The sequence below is a fragment of the Luteimonas huabeiensis HB2 genome, from assembly GCF_000559025.1.
Lineage (GTDB): Bacteria > Pseudomonadota > Gammaproteobacteria > Xanthomonadales > Xanthomonadaceae > Luteimonas > Luteimonas huabeiensis.
Window position 1 is genome coordinate 141173 of record NZ_JAAN01000005.1, and the last position, 14613, is coordinate 155785.

Sequence of the window (14613 nt, forward strand, 5' to 3'; positions counted from 1 at the left end):
GGCGTCGGTCGCGCCGAGCCGATGCGGACCGCAGCTACCGAACCAGCCGCCGGATCAGCCGGTCCAGGCGACGGTACGGCGGCTTCAGCAGGTCGGTGGCGGCCCAGCGGCGTTGCCACAGCACCGGCAGTGGCTTGCTCAGCGCGTCGAAGCCGGCGCGGCCGTGGAGCTGGCCCATGCCGCTGGCGCCGACGCCGCCGAAGGGCAGGGCGCTGGCGGCGAAATGCAGCAGGGTGTCGTTGACGGTGACGCCGCCGGCCAGCACCGCGGCGAGCATCTGTTCCACCGTCGCGCGGTCGTCGCTGAAGGGATACAGCGCCAGCGGGCGCGGGCGCGCGGCGACGAAGGCGATGGCTTCCTCGAGCGTGCGATAGCTCTTGATCGGCAGCACCGGGCCGAAGATCTCCTCGCGCATGAGCGCGGTGTCGTCGTGCGGGTCGAGCACCAGGGTCGGTGGCACGATGCGTTCGCCCTCCGGCGCGGCGAGGGTGATGACGCCGGCGCTGCGCGGGCGCGCTTCCTCGATCCAGCCGCGCAGTCGCGCGGACTCGCGCTCGTTGACGATACGGGTGTAGTCGGCATCGGCGTCGCGGCGATAGCGGCGTTCGACCTCGTCGCGCAGGGCATCGGCCAGCGCGTCGCGGCGCGCGGCGTCGATGAGCACGTAGTCGGGCGCGATGCAGGTCTGCCCGGCGTTGAACCACTTGCCGGTGGCCAGCCGCCTGGCGGCGCGCGCGAGCGGGTAGTCCGGTGCGACGATCGCCGGCGACTTGCCGCCGAGTTCCAGCGTCACCGGAACGAGGTGTTCGGCTGCGGCGCGCATGACCTCGCGGCCGACGCGGGTGGAGCCGGTGAACACCAGGTGGTCGAACGGCAGCGCGGAGAACGCGCGCCCGATCTCGGGGCCGCCCAGCGCCACCGCCACGCGCTCGGGCGGAAAGACCTGCGCGAGCAGATCGGCGAGGAAGGCCGAGGTGCGCGGCGTGTGTTCGGACGGCTTGAGGAAGACGTGGTTGCCGGCGGCGATGGCGGACGCGAGCGGGCCGAGGGCGAGCACGACCGGGTAGTTCCACGGCGAGATCACCCCGACCACGCCGAGCGGCTCGCGGCGCAGCTCGGCGCGCGCGGGCCACAGCCGCCAGCCGGGGAAGACCCGCTGCGGCGCTGCCCAGCGGCGCAGGCGGCGCCGCGCGTGGTCGAGTTCGCCCAGCGCGGTCATGCCATCGGCCAGCAGCGATTCGTGCATGCAGCGGTGGCCGAAGTCCGCGGCGATCGCGGCCGCCATCTCGTCCAGGCGCGGTTTCAGCGCCTCGTGCAGGCGCCCCAGGTCGTCCTCGCGCTGGTCGAGGCCGGGCTTGCGCGCGCGCCAGGCCTCGCGCAGGCGCGCCAGCGTGGCCGGCAGCGCATCGACGGGCGTGGCGGCGGGCGCGGCGGGATGGGGCGTGGCGTCCATGCGGCGAGTGTAGCCGCGCCTGCGCGTCCGGCGCCGCCGCCTGGGCGGGCAGTGCGCTTGTGCGCGCCCGCGCACGCGCTAAGCTGCGGCTCCGTCCATCTCCGCGTGCTGCGATGTCCCTGCGCCCCTACCGCGACCGCCTGCCCCAACTGGGCGCGCGCGTCTATCTCGATCCCGCCGCCACCGTCATCGGCGACGTAGCGCTCGGCGACGACGTCTCCGTATGGCCGGGCGCGGTCGTGCGCGGCGACGTCAACTTCGTGCGCATCGGCGCGCGCACCAGCGTGCAGGACGGCGCCGTGATCCACGTCAGCCACGACGGCCCGCACGCGAAGCTGGGCGGTTTCGCCACCGTGGTCGGCGAGGACGTGACCATCGGCCACAAGGCGATCTTGCACGCGTGCACGGTCGGCGACGCGGCGCTGATCGGCATGGGCGCGATCGTGCTCGACGGCGCGCGCATCGGCGCCCGCGCGATGATCGGCGCCGGCGCGCTGGTGCCGCCGGGCAAGGTGGTGGGCGAGGGCGAGCTGTGGGTGGGCAATCCGGCGCGCAAGGTGCGCATGCTCACCGAGGCGCAGATCGAGGGCCTGTACTACAGCGCCGCGCACTACGTGCGCTTGAAGGACGAGTACCGGGCCGCGCAGGGCTGACCGCGCGCCCGGCGGTGCCTTATGCGGTCAGCCGCGTTGCCGCCGCGTACCAGGGCGCGGCTTCGGCGATGCCGTCGGCGAGCCGGTGGGTGGGGGCGTAGCCCAGCAGCCGTTGCGCCTTGCCGATGTCGGCCTGGCTGTGGCGGACGTCGCCGGGGCGGAAGTCGCGGTAGTGCGGCTGCGCGTCGGGCGCGGCGCCGTGCGGCGCGAGCGCTTCGCGCAGTTGCGCGAACAGGGCGTTCAGCGTGGTGCGTTCGCCGACGGCGACGTTGTAGACCTGGTTCAGCGCGTCCGGGTCCGACGCGGTGGCGGCCAGCAGGTTGGCCTGTACGGCATTGGCGATGTAGCAGAAGTCGCGGCTGGTTTCGCCGTCGCCGTTGATCCACACCGGCGCGCCTTCGAGCAGCGCCGCGATCCAGCGCGGGATCGCCGCGGCATACGGGCCGTCCGGGTCCTGGCGGGGGCCGAACACGTTGAAGTAGCGCAGCCCGATGGAGGCGAAGCCGTAGCAGCGCGCGAAGACCTCGGCGTACAGCTCGTTGGCGTACTTGGTGACGGCGTAGGGGCTCAGCGGCCGGCCGATCGCGTGCTCCACCTTGGGCAGGGCCGGGTGGTCGCCGTAGGTGCTGCTGCTGGCGGCGTAGGTGAAGCTGCGCACGCCGGCATCGCGCGCGGCGATGAGCATGTTGAGGAAGCCGGTGACGTTGACCGAATGGGTGGCGAGCGGGTCATCGAGGCTGCGCGGCACGCTGCCGAGCGCCGCCTGGTGTAGCACGTGATCCACGCCGGCGCAGGCGTCGCGGCAGCAGGCGGGATCGCGGATGTCGCCCTCGACGAAGGCGAACCGCGCCCATTGCGCCGGGGCGACGCGTTCGCGCACCTGGTCGAGGTTGCGCCGGTGACCGGTGGCGAAGTTGTCCAGGCCGATCACGCGCTGGTCCAGGCGCAGCAGGGTCTCGAGCAGGTTGGAGCCGATGAAGCCGGCGGCGCCGGTGACCAGCCAGGTGCGCGGCGTCGAGGGAAGTTGCCGGAGCAGTTGCGAGTAGGCGGTCATGGGGCTAGAGCGTATCGACATTCGGCCTGCAGCGCCGGGCTGTCCTTTCTCCCGCAAGCGGGTGCGTCTCGTCCCTTCTCCGGCAAGCGGGTGCGTATCGTCCCTTCTCCCGCAAGGGCGGCTTTCGCACGCCTGCGGCGTGCCCCCCATCCGCCTTCGGCACCTTCCCCCGCTTGCGGGGGAAGGAAAAACAGGATGTCCCCCCCGCTTGCGGGGGAAGGAAAAACAGGATGCCCCCCGCTTGCGGGGAAGGCGTCTTGCGCACGCTGAATGTCGATTCCACCTAGAGCCGCCCGTCCACCGCGTCGCGCGGCAGCAGGGACTTGACGTCGTAGAGCACCGCGCCGGGCTTGCCGTAGGCGCGGATGCCCGCGGCGCCGAGCGTGCGGTAGGCGTCATGGGCCACGGCCAGCACGATCGCGTCGTACTCGCCGGCCGCCGGAGCGACCAGGTCGAGGCCGTATTCGCGCCGCGCCTCGGCCGCGTCGGCCAGCGGGTCGTGCACCTCCACGCGCGCGTTGTAGCCGCGCAGGCATTCGACGATGTCGACCACGCGGGTGTTGCGCAGGTCCGGGCAGTTCTCCTTGAACGACAGTCCCAGCACCAGAATGCGCGCCTCGACCGGGTTGATGCGCTTGCGCAGCATCAGGCGGATCACCTCGTGGGCGACGTAGGCGCCCATGCCGTCGTTGGTGCGGCGCCCGGCCAGGATCACGTCCGGGTGGTGGCCGACCTGCTGCGCCTTGTGGGTCAGGTAGTAGGGGTCCACGCTGATGCAGTGGCCGCCGACCAGGCCGGGCCGGAACGGCAGGAAGTTCCACTTGGTGCCCGCGGCCTCCAGCACCTCCTGGGTGTCGATGCCGAGCTTGTTGAACAGCATGGCGAGGTCGTTGATCAGGGCGATGTTGAGATCGCGCTGGGTGTTCTCGATGACCTTGGCGGCCTCGGCCACGCGGATGCTCGAGGCGCGGTGGGTGCCGGCGCGGATGATGCCGGCGTACAGCGCATCGATGAAGTCGGCCGCCTCGGGCGTGGAGCCGGAGGTGACCTTGCGGATGTCGGCCACCCGGTGCTGGCGGTCGCCGGGGTTCACGCGCTCGGGGCTGTAGCCGCAGCGGAAACTGGCCGCGCCGTCGGCGGCGCGCGCGTCGCAGACCAGCCCGGAGGCGGCTTCGAGGATCGGCACGCAGACTTCCTCGGTGCAGCCGGGATACACGGTGGACTCGTAGATCACGGTGTCGCCGGGCGCGAGCAGGCTGCCGATCTCGCGGCTGGCGCGGATCAGCGGGCCCAGGTCGGGGCGGCGCGCGTCGTCGATCGGCGTGGGCACGGTGACGACGTAGACGTTGCAGGCGCGGATGTCCTCCAGCTGGTCGCTGAAGGCCAGGCCGGCCGCCGCCAGCTCGGCGGGCTCCACCTCGCGGGTGCTGTCGCGGCCTTGGCGCAGCTCGGCCACGCGGGCGGGTGCGATGTCGAAGCCCACCGTGTCGTAGCGCTTGCCGAACTCCACCGCGAGCGGCAGGCCGACGTAGCCGAGGCCGATCACGGCGATCCGGGTGTGGGCCGGCGGGGGCGGTGGGGTCATGCGCGGATCCTGGCGCCCGGACGCGGGCAGGCCGGAGCGATTATGACCGCTTCGGCCGCGGTCGCCGCGCGGGCCGGCGCGGTCGCGCGCTCCAGCGCCGCCAGGCCGCGCAGCGCCTGGTCGCGGTCGGTGTTGCACATCGCCGGCGAGGGCCGCAGCGAGGCGCAGACCGCCGGTCGTTCCGGGCGGCCGAACAGTCGGCAGCGCAGGCGCTCGTCGAGCTGCACGCAGGACACGCCGGCCGGCTTGCCCTGCGGCATGCCCGGGATCGGCGAGCTGATCGACGGGGCGATGCAGCAGGCGCCGCAGCCGTCGCGGCAGGTGGGGGTGCCGGACACGTCGTTCAGTCGGCGGTGACCAGCAGGTTCTGGCGCGCGCGCAGCTCGGCGTAGACGGTGTCGGTCTCCGGGCGCACGCCGTGCCACAGGGCGAAGCTCTCGGCGGCCTGCTCGACCAGCATGCCCAGGCCGTCGATGGCGTCGTGCGCGCCGGATGCGCGCGCCCAGGCCAGGAACGGCACCGCGGCCTCGCCGTAGTTGAGGTCCACCACGGCCGCGCGCGGGGCCAGCAGCGCGCGCGGCAGCGCCGGCGGCGGCGCGCCGCGGCCGGCCGAGGTGGCGTGGACGATCAGCTCGAACTCGCCCAGCGCGCCGATGTCGTCGAGGTAGCGCGAATGCACGCGGCCGGGTTCGCCCAGCGCGTCGGCCAGCGCATCGGCGCGCGCGCCGGTACGATTGACGATGTACAGGTCGCCGATGCCGGCATCCAGCAGCGCGGGCGCGACGCCGCGCGCGGCGCCGCCGGCGCCGATCAGCAGGGTGCGGCGGGCGCGCAGGTCGAGTCCGGCGCGCTCGGTCAGGTCGCGCACCAGCCCGCGTCCGTCGGTGTTCTCGCCGCGCCAGCCCGCGCCGTCGCGGACCAGCGTGTTGACCGCGCCGGCGCGGCGCGCGCTGTCGCCGAGCGTCGCGCACAGGTCCACCGCGGCCTGCTTCAGCGGCAGGGTCACGTTGGCGCCGCGGCCGCCGCCCTCGGCGAAGCGCGCCAGCGCGTCGGCGAACGCTTCGGGCGCGGCCTCGATGGCCTCGTAGCGCAGTGCGATCGCCTGCTGGCGGGCGAAGGCGGCGTGGATGGCGGGGGAGAGCGAATGCGACACCGGCTGGCCGAACACGGCGTAGCGGGGTGCGGGGAAGGCGTCGGCGTCGGCGGGGCTCATTCGGGATCCTCTGGCCTGCGGGTGTGCGCGACCGCTTGCGGTGCGGGGCGCGGCCGGTCGCGGAGCGCCCGAGTCTACTCCCGCGGCCGGGTTTTCGATGCGCTCCGGCAGCGCTCGGGGCGCCTCGGGCGGCGGGCGCGGGGCCAGGGTATCGACGTGCTGGCCCGACCGGGATGTCGTCGCCGGCCGGTGCCGCCACCCGGATCGCGTAACCGGGATCGTCGAGGCGCCGGCGCAGCCGCGCGGCGACGGCCGGATCGCCGGTCGTCGTCAGCCTTCGCGCAGCCAGCGCGCGGCGCGCGGGGCGAAGTAGGTCAGCACGCCGTCGGCGCCGGCGCGCTTGAAGGCGATCAGCGCTTCGAGCACGCAGCGGCGCTCGTCGAGCCAGCCGTGGTCGATCGCGGCCTGCAGCATCGCGTACTCGCCGCTGACCTGGTAGGCGAAGGTCGGCACGCCGAAGGCGTCCTTCACCCGCCGCACCACGTCGAGGTAGGGCAGGCCGGGCTTGACCATCACCATGTCCGCGCCCTCTTCGAGGTCGAGCGCGACCTCGCGCAGCGCCTCGTCGCCGTTGGCCGGGTCCATCTGGTAGGTGGCCTTGTCGGCCTTGCCCAGCGCCGCGGCGGAGCCGACCGCGTCGCGGAACGGGCCGTAGAACGCCGAGGCGTACTTGGCGGCGTAGGCGAGGATGCGGGCGTGGACGTGGCCGGCCTCCTCGAAGGCCTCGCGGATCGCGCCGATGCGCCCGTCCATCATGTCGCTGGGCGCGACCACGTCGGCGCCGGCCTCGGCATGCGACAGCGCCTGCCGGACCAGCGCGGCGACGGTCTCGTCGTTGAGCACGTAGCCGTGGGCGTCGAGCAGGCCGTCCTGGCCGTGCACGGTGTACGGGTCGAGGGCGACGTCGGTGATCACGCCCAGCTCGGGGAAACGCGCCTTCAGCGCCCGAACCGCGCGCTGCAGCAGGCCGTCCGGGTCCCAGGCCGCGGCGGCGTCGAGCGACTTCGCCTCCGGTGCGGTCACCGGAAACAGCGCCAGCGCCGGGATGCGCAGGGCGCAGGCTTCCTCGCCCAGGCGCAGCAGCTCGTCCACCGACACCCGCTCCACGCCCGGCATCGACGGCACCGCGGCGCGGCCGTCCGGCTCGTGGACGAACACCGGCCAGATCAGATCGTCGGGGGTGAGTACGTGCTCGCGCATCAGGCGGCGCGAGAAGTCGTCGCGGCGCATGCGTCGCGGGCGGATCGGCAGTCGGCTCATGCGCGCATTCTACGCCCGCTCCCGCGCGCCGATCGGTGCGGCGATCACCTCGCCGGCGACGACCGCGTGGGTGAAGGCGCGGCCGTCCCAGTGGTAGTAGAGGTGCGCCTGCTGCCGTACCGGCGAGACGAGGTCGGGATGGAAGGCGGCCACGCATTCGCCGCCGGGCCGGCGCACGCTGTCGAACAGCAGGCCGTCGCTGCCGGCCTCGCGCAGCGCGCGGGCGGCGGCGCGGCTGCGCGCGTAGCCGTCGGGATCGTGCAATTCCGGCCAGCCGCCGCGCAGGTCGTGGAAGGCGCCGGCCACGCGCGCGCAGTAGGCGCGCATCTCCAGCACGCACGCCGGCTCCGCGGTGGCGCGCAGGAAGCGGGCCTTGTGGTGCATGGTCTCGGCGATCGCGGTATCGCGGTCGCGGGCGGCGTAGTAGACGCCGTAGCGGCCGTCGGAAAAGCGCGAGCCCTCGGGATTGAGATGGGTGAAGGCGGCCATGACCGGGGTGGTGCCGGGGCCGGAGATGCGTCGCTGCCGCGGTACCAGGTCGATCCTTCCGGCCTCCTGCCGCAGGCGCGGGTTGGTCATGCCTTCCAGCGCGATCACTGCGTCCAGGTCCGCCGGGTCGGCGATGGCGTCGAACAGGCCGGTCGGCGGGAAGCGGCTGGGCACGATGCGGTAGGTCGGGTCCCACGCGATGCGCCGGACCGGCGGCGTCAGTCCCATCCGCGCTGCGCGTCCAGGTACTGCCGCACCACGAACAGGTCCGCGACCTGCCCGCCCAGCATGCGTTCCAGCGCGCTGGCGCCGCCGAACGGCGGTGCGGCGTTGGGCCGCCGGATCCAGCCATCGGCCTGTGCCGGGTCCGGGAACAGGATGTGCAGCGCCTTGTAGATGCCCAGCAGGTAGCTGATCCGCTCCAGCACGTCGCCGGGCACCAGGCGGACGTCGCCGCGTTTCCAGCGGAAGAAGGTCGAGCGACCGGGCTGGCCGAGCAGGATCATTTCCTGCCGGGTGTCCAGGCCCCAGGCCGCGCTCAGGCGGAAGAAGGTGCGCAGGGCGGCGCCGGCCGGGTCGCGCGGCGCGGGCTCCGGGGGGCGATGGGCGAGAGCGGGGGACATGGCCGTCTCCGGGAGGGGCTCATCGCCAAGCTAGTCCCGATTGGGACTTATTGCAAGATATCGTCCCGATCCGTACAGCGGGCGGCCGGAGCGAGGACGTCGAGCCGTCCCTGCTTCCGCAGGCGCGGCCATGTCGTCCCTTCTCCCGCGTGCCCCCATCCGCCTTCGGCACCTTCCCCCGCAGGCGGGGGAAGGAAAAGAGAGCATGCTCCCCGCTTGCGGGGGAAGGGAAAAACAGCATGTTTCCCGCTCGCGGGGGAAGGAAAAACAGAGGGCGCAGTTCGGGTCAGCCGTGGACGCCGTCGATCTCGACCGCCAGCTCCTGGCGGCAGACCGCTGCGTGCAGGATGACCCGCGGGATGCGCTCGCCGAACCGCGCCTGCAAGGCGTCGGCCACCACCGGCAGGTCGGCGCGGTCGCGCACGTAGACCTTGAGCCGGGTGCCGGCGCCGAACTGCGGCGGCAGGTCGGGCCGGTGCTGGCGGGCGGCGGCGAGCAGGCTGTCGAAGTTGGCGAAGGTCTCCTCCAGTTGCGCCAGCAGCTCGCCGGCGTGCTGCGAGGCGTGGCCGACCACCGCGGCGGTGCCCGACAGCAGCAGCGGCATGGCGTGGCCGTCGGCGGCCAGCATCGCGCGGGCGAAGGTCGGCGCCTGCGGTCCGTAGCGGCGCGGGTAGCGGTAGGCGCTGACCTGGCGCGGGTTCTCGACCGGCGTGCCGGGCTCGCGGGCGCTCAGCCAGTAGACCTGCAGCACGCGCTCGCCGTCGCAACGGCCGATCGCGGTGGCGGCCGGCAGGCGGCCCAGGTCCACCGTGCCCAGGCCCTCGGCGCGGCCGACGCAGAACTGCCGGTAGCGCTCGGCGTCGCCCTCGCCCAGGGTGATCGCATCGAGGTAGTTCCAGATCCGCAGCAGGTGCGGGGTGGGGCCGGCGCCGACGTGGCGGATCAGCCCGGCGTAGGCGCGGCGCGCGGCCTCGCGGATGTCGCCGCCGGTCTCGGGCACCTCGATCGCGCCGAAGCTCAGGCGGCCGTCGCTGGCCCAGCGGATATCGCCGTCGCGGCCCCGGCGTACCGGCCCGGTCGCGCGCCAGACTTCCAGCGGCGCGGCGCCGAACGGGGCCAGCGGCACCCGCAGCACCCGCGGATCGTCGTGGGCGGGGGCGTCGGGGCCGAACGCGAACACCGCCAGCGTGGCGTCGCCGAGCACCGCGTCCGGCGCGGCCTCGACGTAGTCCACGTCCAGCCGCGCGACGTCGTCGATCGCGGGCAGCGGCCGGCTCACGGGTTGCCCTCGTGCAGGGTGTCGCCGCTGAACGATTCGCCGACCCGGCGCCGGCGGCGCCACCAGCCGCGCAGCGCCTGCGGCGCGATGGCCAAGGCGTTGCACAGGTACACCAGCCGGAACAGGTACAGCCGGCGCAGCACCGCGCGGTTGTCGAACACGTCGCCGGCGAGCATGGAAATCACCGCCTGCTCGAGCTGGAAGTCGTTGCGCGGGGACACGAACAGGCGCTGCATCACCGGGGTGGTGAAGCGATGGATGAACCACGAGAAGTGCTTCAGCCCGCGTTGCAGCCGTCGCGTCATCGCCCGCTGCAGCGCGGCCTCGCGCGCCGGCTCGCGCAGTGCGCCATCGACCACCTCGACGGCGTGCTCGGCGCTGTTCATCGCCAGGTACACGCCGGAGGAGAACACCGGGTCGATGAAGGCGTAGGCGTCGCCGGCCATCACCCAGCCCGGGCCGGCCATGCGCGTGCAGCGGTAGGAGTAGTTGCCGGTGGCGTGCACGGGCGCCACGCGCTCGGCGCCCTGCATGCGCGACCGCACCGAGGGCCGCGCGGCGAGGGTCTGCATCAGGAAGCCCTCGTTGTCGCCGCGGCGCTGCTTGAGGTAGGCGGGCGCGCACACCGCGCCCACGCTCATCACGTCGTCCGGCAGCGGGATCAGCCAGTACCAGCCATGCTCGAAGCGATCGACGGTGATGTTGCCGGCGTCCTCGCCGGGGCGCCGCTCGACGCCGCGGAAATGGCTGAAGATCGCCGCCGACTGGTGTTCGCGGCTCTTGCGCTTGAGCTTCAGCCTGGCGCCCAGGAAGGTGTCGCGGCCGCTGGCGTCGATCAGGTAGCGGATGCGGAAGGCCAGCGCGCGGCCGTCGCCGTCGCGCGCGCGCACGATGCGCGGGCGCCCGTCGGCATCGGCCTCGATGCGCTCGGCGCGCGTGCGCTCGCGCGCATCGACGCCGTTGGCGCGCGCATGCTCGAACAGCAACTGGTCGAACTCCGAACGCCGGACCTGGAAGGCGTAGCCGAATTTCGGATCCAGCGCGCGGTCGAAGCGGAATACGTTGGTGCGATCGCCCTCGCCGCCGACGGGGAAGTCGGCGCCGGCCTTGCGCACGCCGATCGCGCGCACCTGCTCCAGCACGCCGAGCCGCTCCAGGATCGGCAGGTTCATCGGCAGCAGCGACTCGCCGATGTGGAAGCGCGGGTGCGCGTCCTTCTCCAGCAGGGTCACGCGCCAGCCGCGGCGGGCGAGCAGGGTGGCCGCGGTGGTCCCGGCCGGCCCGCCGCCGATCACGAGCACGTCGGTGTCGACGGGCACGGCCTGCCCGCTGTCGGTCTCGCTGGAATCGCTCATCTCGCGGTGGCCTGCGCCCCGTGCCATCATTCCGGGCGCGCATCATAGCGCGGCGCCCGGAACGCGCCGCGCTCCCGCACCCGTTCATCCCGGAATCCCGCATGTCCAGCCAGACCCCCGCCGAACGCGAACTCGCCGAACTCCTGGTCGAGACCCTGAACCTCGAGGACGTCGCCGCCGCCGACATCGACCCGGAGGCGCCGCTGTTCAACGCCGGCCTCGGCCTGGACTCGATCGACGCGCTGGAGCTGGCGCTGGCGATCAGCAAGCGCTACGGCTTCCAGCTGCGCTCGGACAGCGACGAGAACCGCCGCATCTTCGCCTCGCTGCGGGCGCTGTCGGCGCACGTCGAACAGCACCGCGCGGCGTGAGGCCGCCCGCCGCGGCGCGCGCGCGGCCCCGCCCGTGGTCCTGATCGCCGAACTGCTGCTGGCGCTCGCCTACGGCGTGCTGGCCCATCTGGCCGCGGCCTGGCGCAGCGACGCGCTGTCGCTGGCCGCGCTGCTGCTGGCCGCGCCGCTGGCCGCGCGGCGCGCGTGGGCCTGGCTGTCGCTGGCGCCGCTGGCGGCGGCCGCGTACTGGCTGTATGCCGTCGGGCACGCCGGCATCCCGCTGTTGCTGGTGCCGGTGGCGTTCATCGGGCTGATCGCCTGGGTCTTCGCCCGCACCCTGCGCGCGGGGCGGCAGCCGCTGATCGCCCGTATCGTGGGCGCGCTCGAAGGCCGGCCGGGCGAAGCGCTGGCGCCGGAGCTGGCCGCCTACACCCGCGCGCTGACCGCCGCCTGGGCCTGGCTGCTCGGCCTGCTGGCGCTGTTCAACCTGGTGCTGGCGGCGATCGCGGTCCCGGACGGCCTGCTGGCCTCGCTGGGCGTGGCGCCGCCGGTGTCGATCACCCGCACCCAGTGGTCGTGGTGCGCCAACCTGCTCAACTACGGCGTGGTGGCCGGCATGTTCGCCGGCGAGTACGCCTACCGCGCGCGCCGCTTCCCCGGCCGCTACGCCGGCTTCGGCGACTTCCTGCGCCGCATGGGCGGGCTGGGCCCGGCGTTCTGGCGCGACCTGCTGCGCTGAGCGGCCTTTGCGGTCCCCTTGGGGGATCGACATTCCCGGCGCCGAAAAGGCAGCCCTTCGCCTGCCCCGGCAGGCGGGGGTAGGCCGTTTTTCCCTTCCCCTGCAAGCGGGGGGCATCTTGTTTTTACCTTCCCCCGCAAGCGGGGGGCGGGAGAAGGGACAATGTGGTCCCGCTTGCGGGAGATGGGACGAGATGAACCCGCTTGCGGCGGGAGGACGGCTTTGGCGCTGCAGGTCGAATGTCGATGCGGCTAGAGGCCCACGGACACGCCGAACAGGCGGCCGACCGCGCTGGCGGCGGCCATCGCCAGCGCGCCCCAGAACGCCACCCGGATCGCGCCGCGCGCGATCGGGGCGCCGCCGGCCCAGGCGGCCAGGCTGCCCGACAGCAGCAGGCCGGTCAGGGTGGCGGCGATCGTCGCCGCCTCCACGCGGCCGGCGGGGGCGAGCAGGGCCGCGGCCATCGGCAGCGCGGCGCCCACGCAGAACGCTGCCGCCGAGGCGCCCGCGGCCTGCAGCGGGCGCGCGCGCAGGGTGTCGGTGATGCCCAGCTCGTCGCGCGCATGCGCGGCGAGCGCGTCGTGGCGGCTGAGCTGTTCGGCCACGCGACGCGCCAGGGCGGGGTCCAGCCCGCGGGCGCGGTAGATCGCCGCCAGTTCGTCCAGTTCGTCCTCGGGCGCCTGGCGCAGTTCGCGGCGCTCCAGGGCGAGATCGGCGCGCTCGGCGTCGGCCTGCGATTGCACCGACACGTACTCGCCGGCGGCCATCGACATCGCGCCCGCCACGGTGCCGGCCACGCCCGCGGCCAGCACGCCCTCGTGGCTGGCGCCGGTGGCCGCGATCCCCACCAGCAGCCCGGCGACGGAGACGATGCCGTCGTTGGCGCCCAGCACCGCGGCGCGCAGCCAGCCGGCGCGGCCGCTGCGGTGGCGTTCGGGATGGCGGCTGTTCATCGCGGGCTTGCGCTGGGCGAAAAGCGCAGTGTGACGCCACCGGCCCGGGCGCGGTATGGGCGCGTTGGCGGATCCGGATCGGTGCGGCCGCGCAGGGGCAGTCAGGCGGGCGAGGTCGGTGCCGTCGCGCCGGCCGGCGGTGGCGGGGTCAGCGCAGCGCGCCTTCGCGCGGCATCCGGTTCAGCTCGTCGATGACGGCTTTCGGCGCAAGCAGGCGGATCTGGACCGGGAACGACTCCAGCACCACCACGTCCTGCACCACGCCCTGCTTCTCCAGTTCCCTCACCCGCGCCAGCACCGGGTCCGGGGTCTCGGCGCTGCCGACGATGGTCGCGCGTTCCAGCGGCCCGTGCTGGGCGGTCGGCTGTCGGTTGTCGAGTCCGCAGCCTGCCAGCAGCAACGTCGCGATCAAAGCCATCCTCATCATGCGTTCGCCTCGTGCGTTTCGGAAGGTGGCGGGAGCGCGACGGCGCGCGCCCCCGCCGGTTGCGGATCGTCGCCCGCCGGTCACGGGTAGGTGGCGATCCAGTTCTGCAGCGTGTTGTACACCGCGCTGGTCAGCCGCGTCCCGCAGTTCTGCGTGGCGGAGCCCGTCGTATGGACGCCGCGGACGTAATGGCTCGCATCGGCGATGCCGCTGCCGCTCTGCCCGCCCGCGGTGTCGATGGTGTAGCACAGCCGGTAGGAACCGCTGGTCCATACCGGCCCGGAGTGCGTCCACATGGTGCCGAACGGCTTGTCGCCCGGATAGCCGGTGATGCTGTGGGTGCCGCCCGAGTAGACGCCCCAGCCCGCGTGCCCGCCGTGGGGGGGCGCGGCGAGCACGATCAGCGCGTAGTCGTAGTTGAAGTCGCCGCTGTTGTGCCAGCCCGAGGTGGTGATCGCATTGGTCCAGCTGGAGGTTCCCCAGGGCTGGTAGCTGCCGTTCTGGGCCGCGGTGAAGTTCAGCGCGGAATAGAAGCTGCCCGCGCCGTTGGAGATGCAGTGCCCGGCGGTGAGGACGTGCTTCGGGCCGATCAGCGTGCCGGTGCAGCCGGAGGCGATGCGGCCGATGTTGTAGTACGGCGCGACCGTGGTGTCGGTCACCTGCACCCGGTCGTCGGTACCGATGATCGCCTTGGGCGTCAGGACGTCGCGGCCGTCCACGGTCGGGCGCAGGGGCGGCGTGCCGGCGACGGACGGCGTGCGGCCCAGGACCTCCAGGGCGCGGATCGCCTCCTCGAGCAGCGCGACGTCCTCCGGGTCGATGCCGGACTCGTACACGTCGCCGTCGGGGGTCACCATGACCGCGCTCAGGCCCGCGGCGCGCTCCTGCGGGGTCTGTCGGCGGGCGTGGGTGACGATGCCCCGGTCCGGGACCACGCCCGTCACCAGGTTCTCGCCGTGGATGAAGCGCGCCTTCCGGGCGGATTTCACGAAGGACGAATCCCCCGCATCCGCCGCATGCGCGATCGGGGCCGCGATCAGCACCGCAAGCCCCAGAACAGTCAGACGTTTCATCACGAACTCCTTGTTGGTCGGATACTCCATCGGCTCAAGCCGGGTGCGCGCGTCCGGCGCGTCCCGGCACATCCGGCCGGCACGGCGCCGGTCCGGTGGCCGGGACGGCGGCGGCGCCTGCCGTC

General features: G+C 73.6%; 16 protein-coding genes. 3 read left to right on the top strand and 13 right to left on the bottom strand.

All coding sequences use genetic code 11. The features are described from left to right. Window positions 1–34: 34 nt before the first annotated feature. Window positions 35–1453, bottom strand: coding sequence for an aldehyde dehydrogenase family protein (locus tag Z164_RS0101280; protein ID WP_024888943.1), 1419 nt, complete (start codon window positions 1451–1453; stop codon window positions 35–37). Between the two features lie 113 nt (window positions 1454–1566). Between Z164_RS0101280 and Z164_RS0101285 the strand changes: the two genes are divergently transcribed. Then, window positions 1567–2106 (top strand): gamma carbonic anhydrase family protein, encoded by a 540-nt coding sequence (locus Z164_RS0101285; RefSeq protein ID WP_024888944.1) that lies wholly within the window; start codon window positions 1567–1569, stop codon window positions 2104–2106. A 19-nt stretch (window positions 2107–2125) separates the two neighbouring features. Here Z164_RS0101285 and Z164_RS0101290 read toward each other — a convergent pair whose 3' ends face one another. The 9 genes from Z164_RS0101290 to Z164_RS0101335 all read right to left on the bottom strand — a co-directional run bounded on the left by Z164_RS0101290 (window position 2126) and on the right by Z164_RS0101335 (window position 10964). Further along, the gene (locus tag Z164_RS0101290) at window positions 2126–3160 is read right to left on the bottom strand and encodes an SDR family oxidoreductase (RefSeq protein WP_024888945.1); all 1035 of its coding nucleotides are present in this window, start codon (window positions 3158–3160) and stop codon (window positions 2126–2128) included. 283 nt (window positions 3161–3443) lie between these two features. Beyond that, window positions 3444–4745, bottom strand: coding sequence for a nucleotide sugar dehydrogenase (locus Z164_RS0101295; RefSeq protein ID WP_024888946.1), 1302 nt, complete (start codon window positions 4743–4745; stop codon window positions 3444–3446). Then, window positions 4742–5083: a YkgJ family cysteine cluster protein gene (locus Z164_RS19720; RefSeq protein WP_081770011.1), complete on the bottom strand. Its 342-nt coding sequence runs from the start codon at window positions 5081–5083 to the stop codon at window positions 4742–4744. The genes Z164_RS0101295 and Z164_RS19720 overlap by 4 nt, the downstream gene beginning before the upstream one ends. A 5-nt stretch (window positions 5084–5088) precedes the next feature. After that, window positions 5089–5958, bottom strand: a complete 870-nt coding sequence (aroE, locus tag Z164_RS0101310) for a shikimate dehydrogenase (RefSeq protein WP_052338317.1) — start codon at window positions 5956–5958, stop codon at window positions 5089–5091. A 270-nt stretch (window positions 5959–6228) separates the two neighbouring features. Beyond that, window positions 6229–7218, bottom strand: a complete 990-nt coding sequence (gene hemB / locus Z164_RS0101315; protein ID WP_024888949.1) for a porphobilinogen synthase — start codon at window positions 7216–7218, stop codon at window positions 6229–6231. Between the two features lie 9 nt (window positions 7219–7227). Further along, a complete protein-coding gene (locus Z164_RS0101320) occupies window positions 7228–7935 on the bottom strand; it encodes an RES family NAD+ phosphorylase (protein ID WP_024888950.1) in 708 nt (235 codons plus the stop codon). After that, window positions 7926–8330 (bottom strand): MbcA/ParS/Xre antitoxin family protein, encoded by a 405-nt coding sequence (locus Z164_RS0101325; RefSeq protein ID WP_024888951.1) that lies wholly within the window; start codon window positions 8328–8330, stop codon window positions 7926–7928. Before Z164_RS0101325 ends, Z164_RS0101320 begins: the two co-directional genes overlap by 10 nt. A 286-nt stretch (window positions 8331–8616) precedes the next feature. Continuing rightward, a complete protein-coding gene (locus Z164_RS0101330; protein WP_052338318.1) occupies window positions 8617–9609 on the bottom strand; it encodes a chorismate transformation FkbO/Hyg5 family protein in 993 nt (330 codons plus the stop codon). Next, window positions 9606–10964 (bottom strand): NAD(P)/FAD-dependent oxidoreductase, encoded by a 1359-nt coding sequence (locus Z164_RS0101335; protein ID WP_043688942.1) that lies wholly within the window; start codon window positions 10962–10964, stop codon window positions 9606–9608. Before Z164_RS0101335 ends, Z164_RS0101330 begins: the two co-directional genes overlap by 4 nt. 101 nt (window positions 10965–11065) lie before the next feature. Between Z164_RS0101335 and Z164_RS0101340 the strand changes: the two genes are divergently transcribed. Then, entirely contained in the window at window positions 11066–11335 is a 270-nt protein-coding gene (locus Z164_RS0101340) for a phosphopantetheine-binding protein (RefSeq protein ID WP_024888954.1), read from the top strand. Window positions 11336–11369: 34 nt separating this feature from the next. Next, window positions 11370–12035 carry a COG4648 family protein gene (locus tag Z164_RS0101345; protein WP_052338319.1) on the top strand — a complete coding sequence of 222 codons (666 nt, stop codon included), beginning with the start codon at window positions 11370–11372 and terminating at the stop codon, window positions 12033–12035. 251 nt (window positions 12036–12286) lie between these two features. On the opposite strand, the gene Z164_RS0101350 is transcribed toward Z164_RS0101345, so the two are convergent. The 3 genes from Z164_RS0101350 to Z164_RS0101360 all read right to left on the bottom strand — a co-directional run bounded on the left by Z164_RS0101350 (window position 12287) and on the right by Z164_RS0101360 (window position 14488). After that, window positions 12287–12988, bottom strand: a complete 702-nt coding sequence (locus Z164_RS0101350; protein ID WP_024888956.1) for a VIT1/CCC1 transporter family protein — start codon at window positions 12986–12988, stop codon at window positions 12287–12289. Window positions 12989–13136: 148 nt separating this feature from the next. Beyond that, window positions 13137–13415, bottom strand: coding sequence for a hypothetical protein (locus tag Z164_RS0101355; RefSeq protein WP_152540829.1), 279 nt, complete (start codon window positions 13413–13415; stop codon window positions 13137–13139). A gap of 80 nt (window positions 13416–13495) precedes the next feature. Next, window positions 13496–14488 (bottom strand): trypsin-like serine peptidase, encoded by a 993-nt coding sequence (locus tag Z164_RS0101360; RefSeq protein WP_043688943.1) that lies wholly within the window; start codon window positions 14486–14488, stop codon window positions 13496–13498. Between the last annotated feature and the right edge of the window lie 125 nt (window positions 14489–14613).

What these genes read in the sequence shown, in the direction of transcription:
- Z164_RS0101325 (WP_024888951.1), bottom strand. Translation starts at nt 8,330, where the DNA reads ATGTCCCCCGCTCTCGCCCATCGCCCCCCGGAGCCCGCGCCGCGCGAC.
- Z164_RS0101295 (WP_024888946.1), bottom strand. Translation starts at nt 4,745, where the DNA reads ATGACCCCACCGCCCCCGCCGGCCCACACCCGGATCGCCGTGATCGGC.
- Z164_RS0101360 (WP_043688943.1), bottom strand. Translation starts at nt 14,488, where the DNA reads ATGAAACGTCTGACTGTTCTGGGGCTTGCGGTGCTGATCGCGGCCCCG.
- Z164_RS0101350 (WP_024888956.1), bottom strand. Translation starts at nt 12,988, where the DNA reads ATGAACAGCCGCCATCCCGAACGCCACCGCAGCGGCCGCGCCGGCTGG.
- Z164_RS0101320 (WP_024888950.1), bottom strand. Translation starts at nt 7,935, where the DNA reads ATGGGACTGACGCCGCCGGTCCGGCGCATCGCGTGGGACCCGACCTAC.
- hemB (WP_024888949.1), bottom strand. Translation starts at nt 7,218, where the DNA reads ATGAGCCGACTGCCGATCCGCCCGCGACGCATGCGCCGCGACGACTTC.
- Z164_RS0101280 (WP_024888943.1), bottom strand. Translation starts at nt 1,453, where the DNA reads ATGGACGCCACGCCCCATCCCGCCGCGCCCGCCGCCACGCCCGTCGAT.
- Z164_RS0101285 (WP_024888944.1), top strand. Translation starts at nt 1,567, where the DNA reads ATGTCCCTGCGCCCCTACCGCGACCGCCTGCCCCAACTGGGCGCGCGC.
- Z164_RS0101355 (WP_152540829.1), bottom strand. Translation starts at nt 13,415, where the DNA reads ATGATGAGGATGGCTTTGATCGCGACGTTGCTGCTGGCAGGCTGCGGA.
- Z164_RS0101290 (WP_024888945.1), bottom strand. Translation starts at nt 3,160, where the DNA reads ATGACCGCCTACTCGCAACTGCTCCGGCAACTTCCCTCGACGCCGCGC.
- Z164_RS0101335 (WP_043688942.1), bottom strand. Translation starts at nt 10,964, where the DNA reads ATGAGCGATTCCAGCGAGACCGACAGCGGGCAGGCCGTGCCCGTCGAC.
- aroE (WP_052338317.1), bottom strand. Translation starts at nt 5,958, where the DNA reads ATGAGCCCCGCCGACGCCGACGCCTTCCCCGCACCCCGCTACGCCGTG.
- Z164_RS0101340 (WP_024888954.1), top strand. Translation starts at nt 11,066, where the DNA reads ATGTCCAGCCAGACCCCCGCCGAACGCGAACTCGCCGAACTCCTGGTC.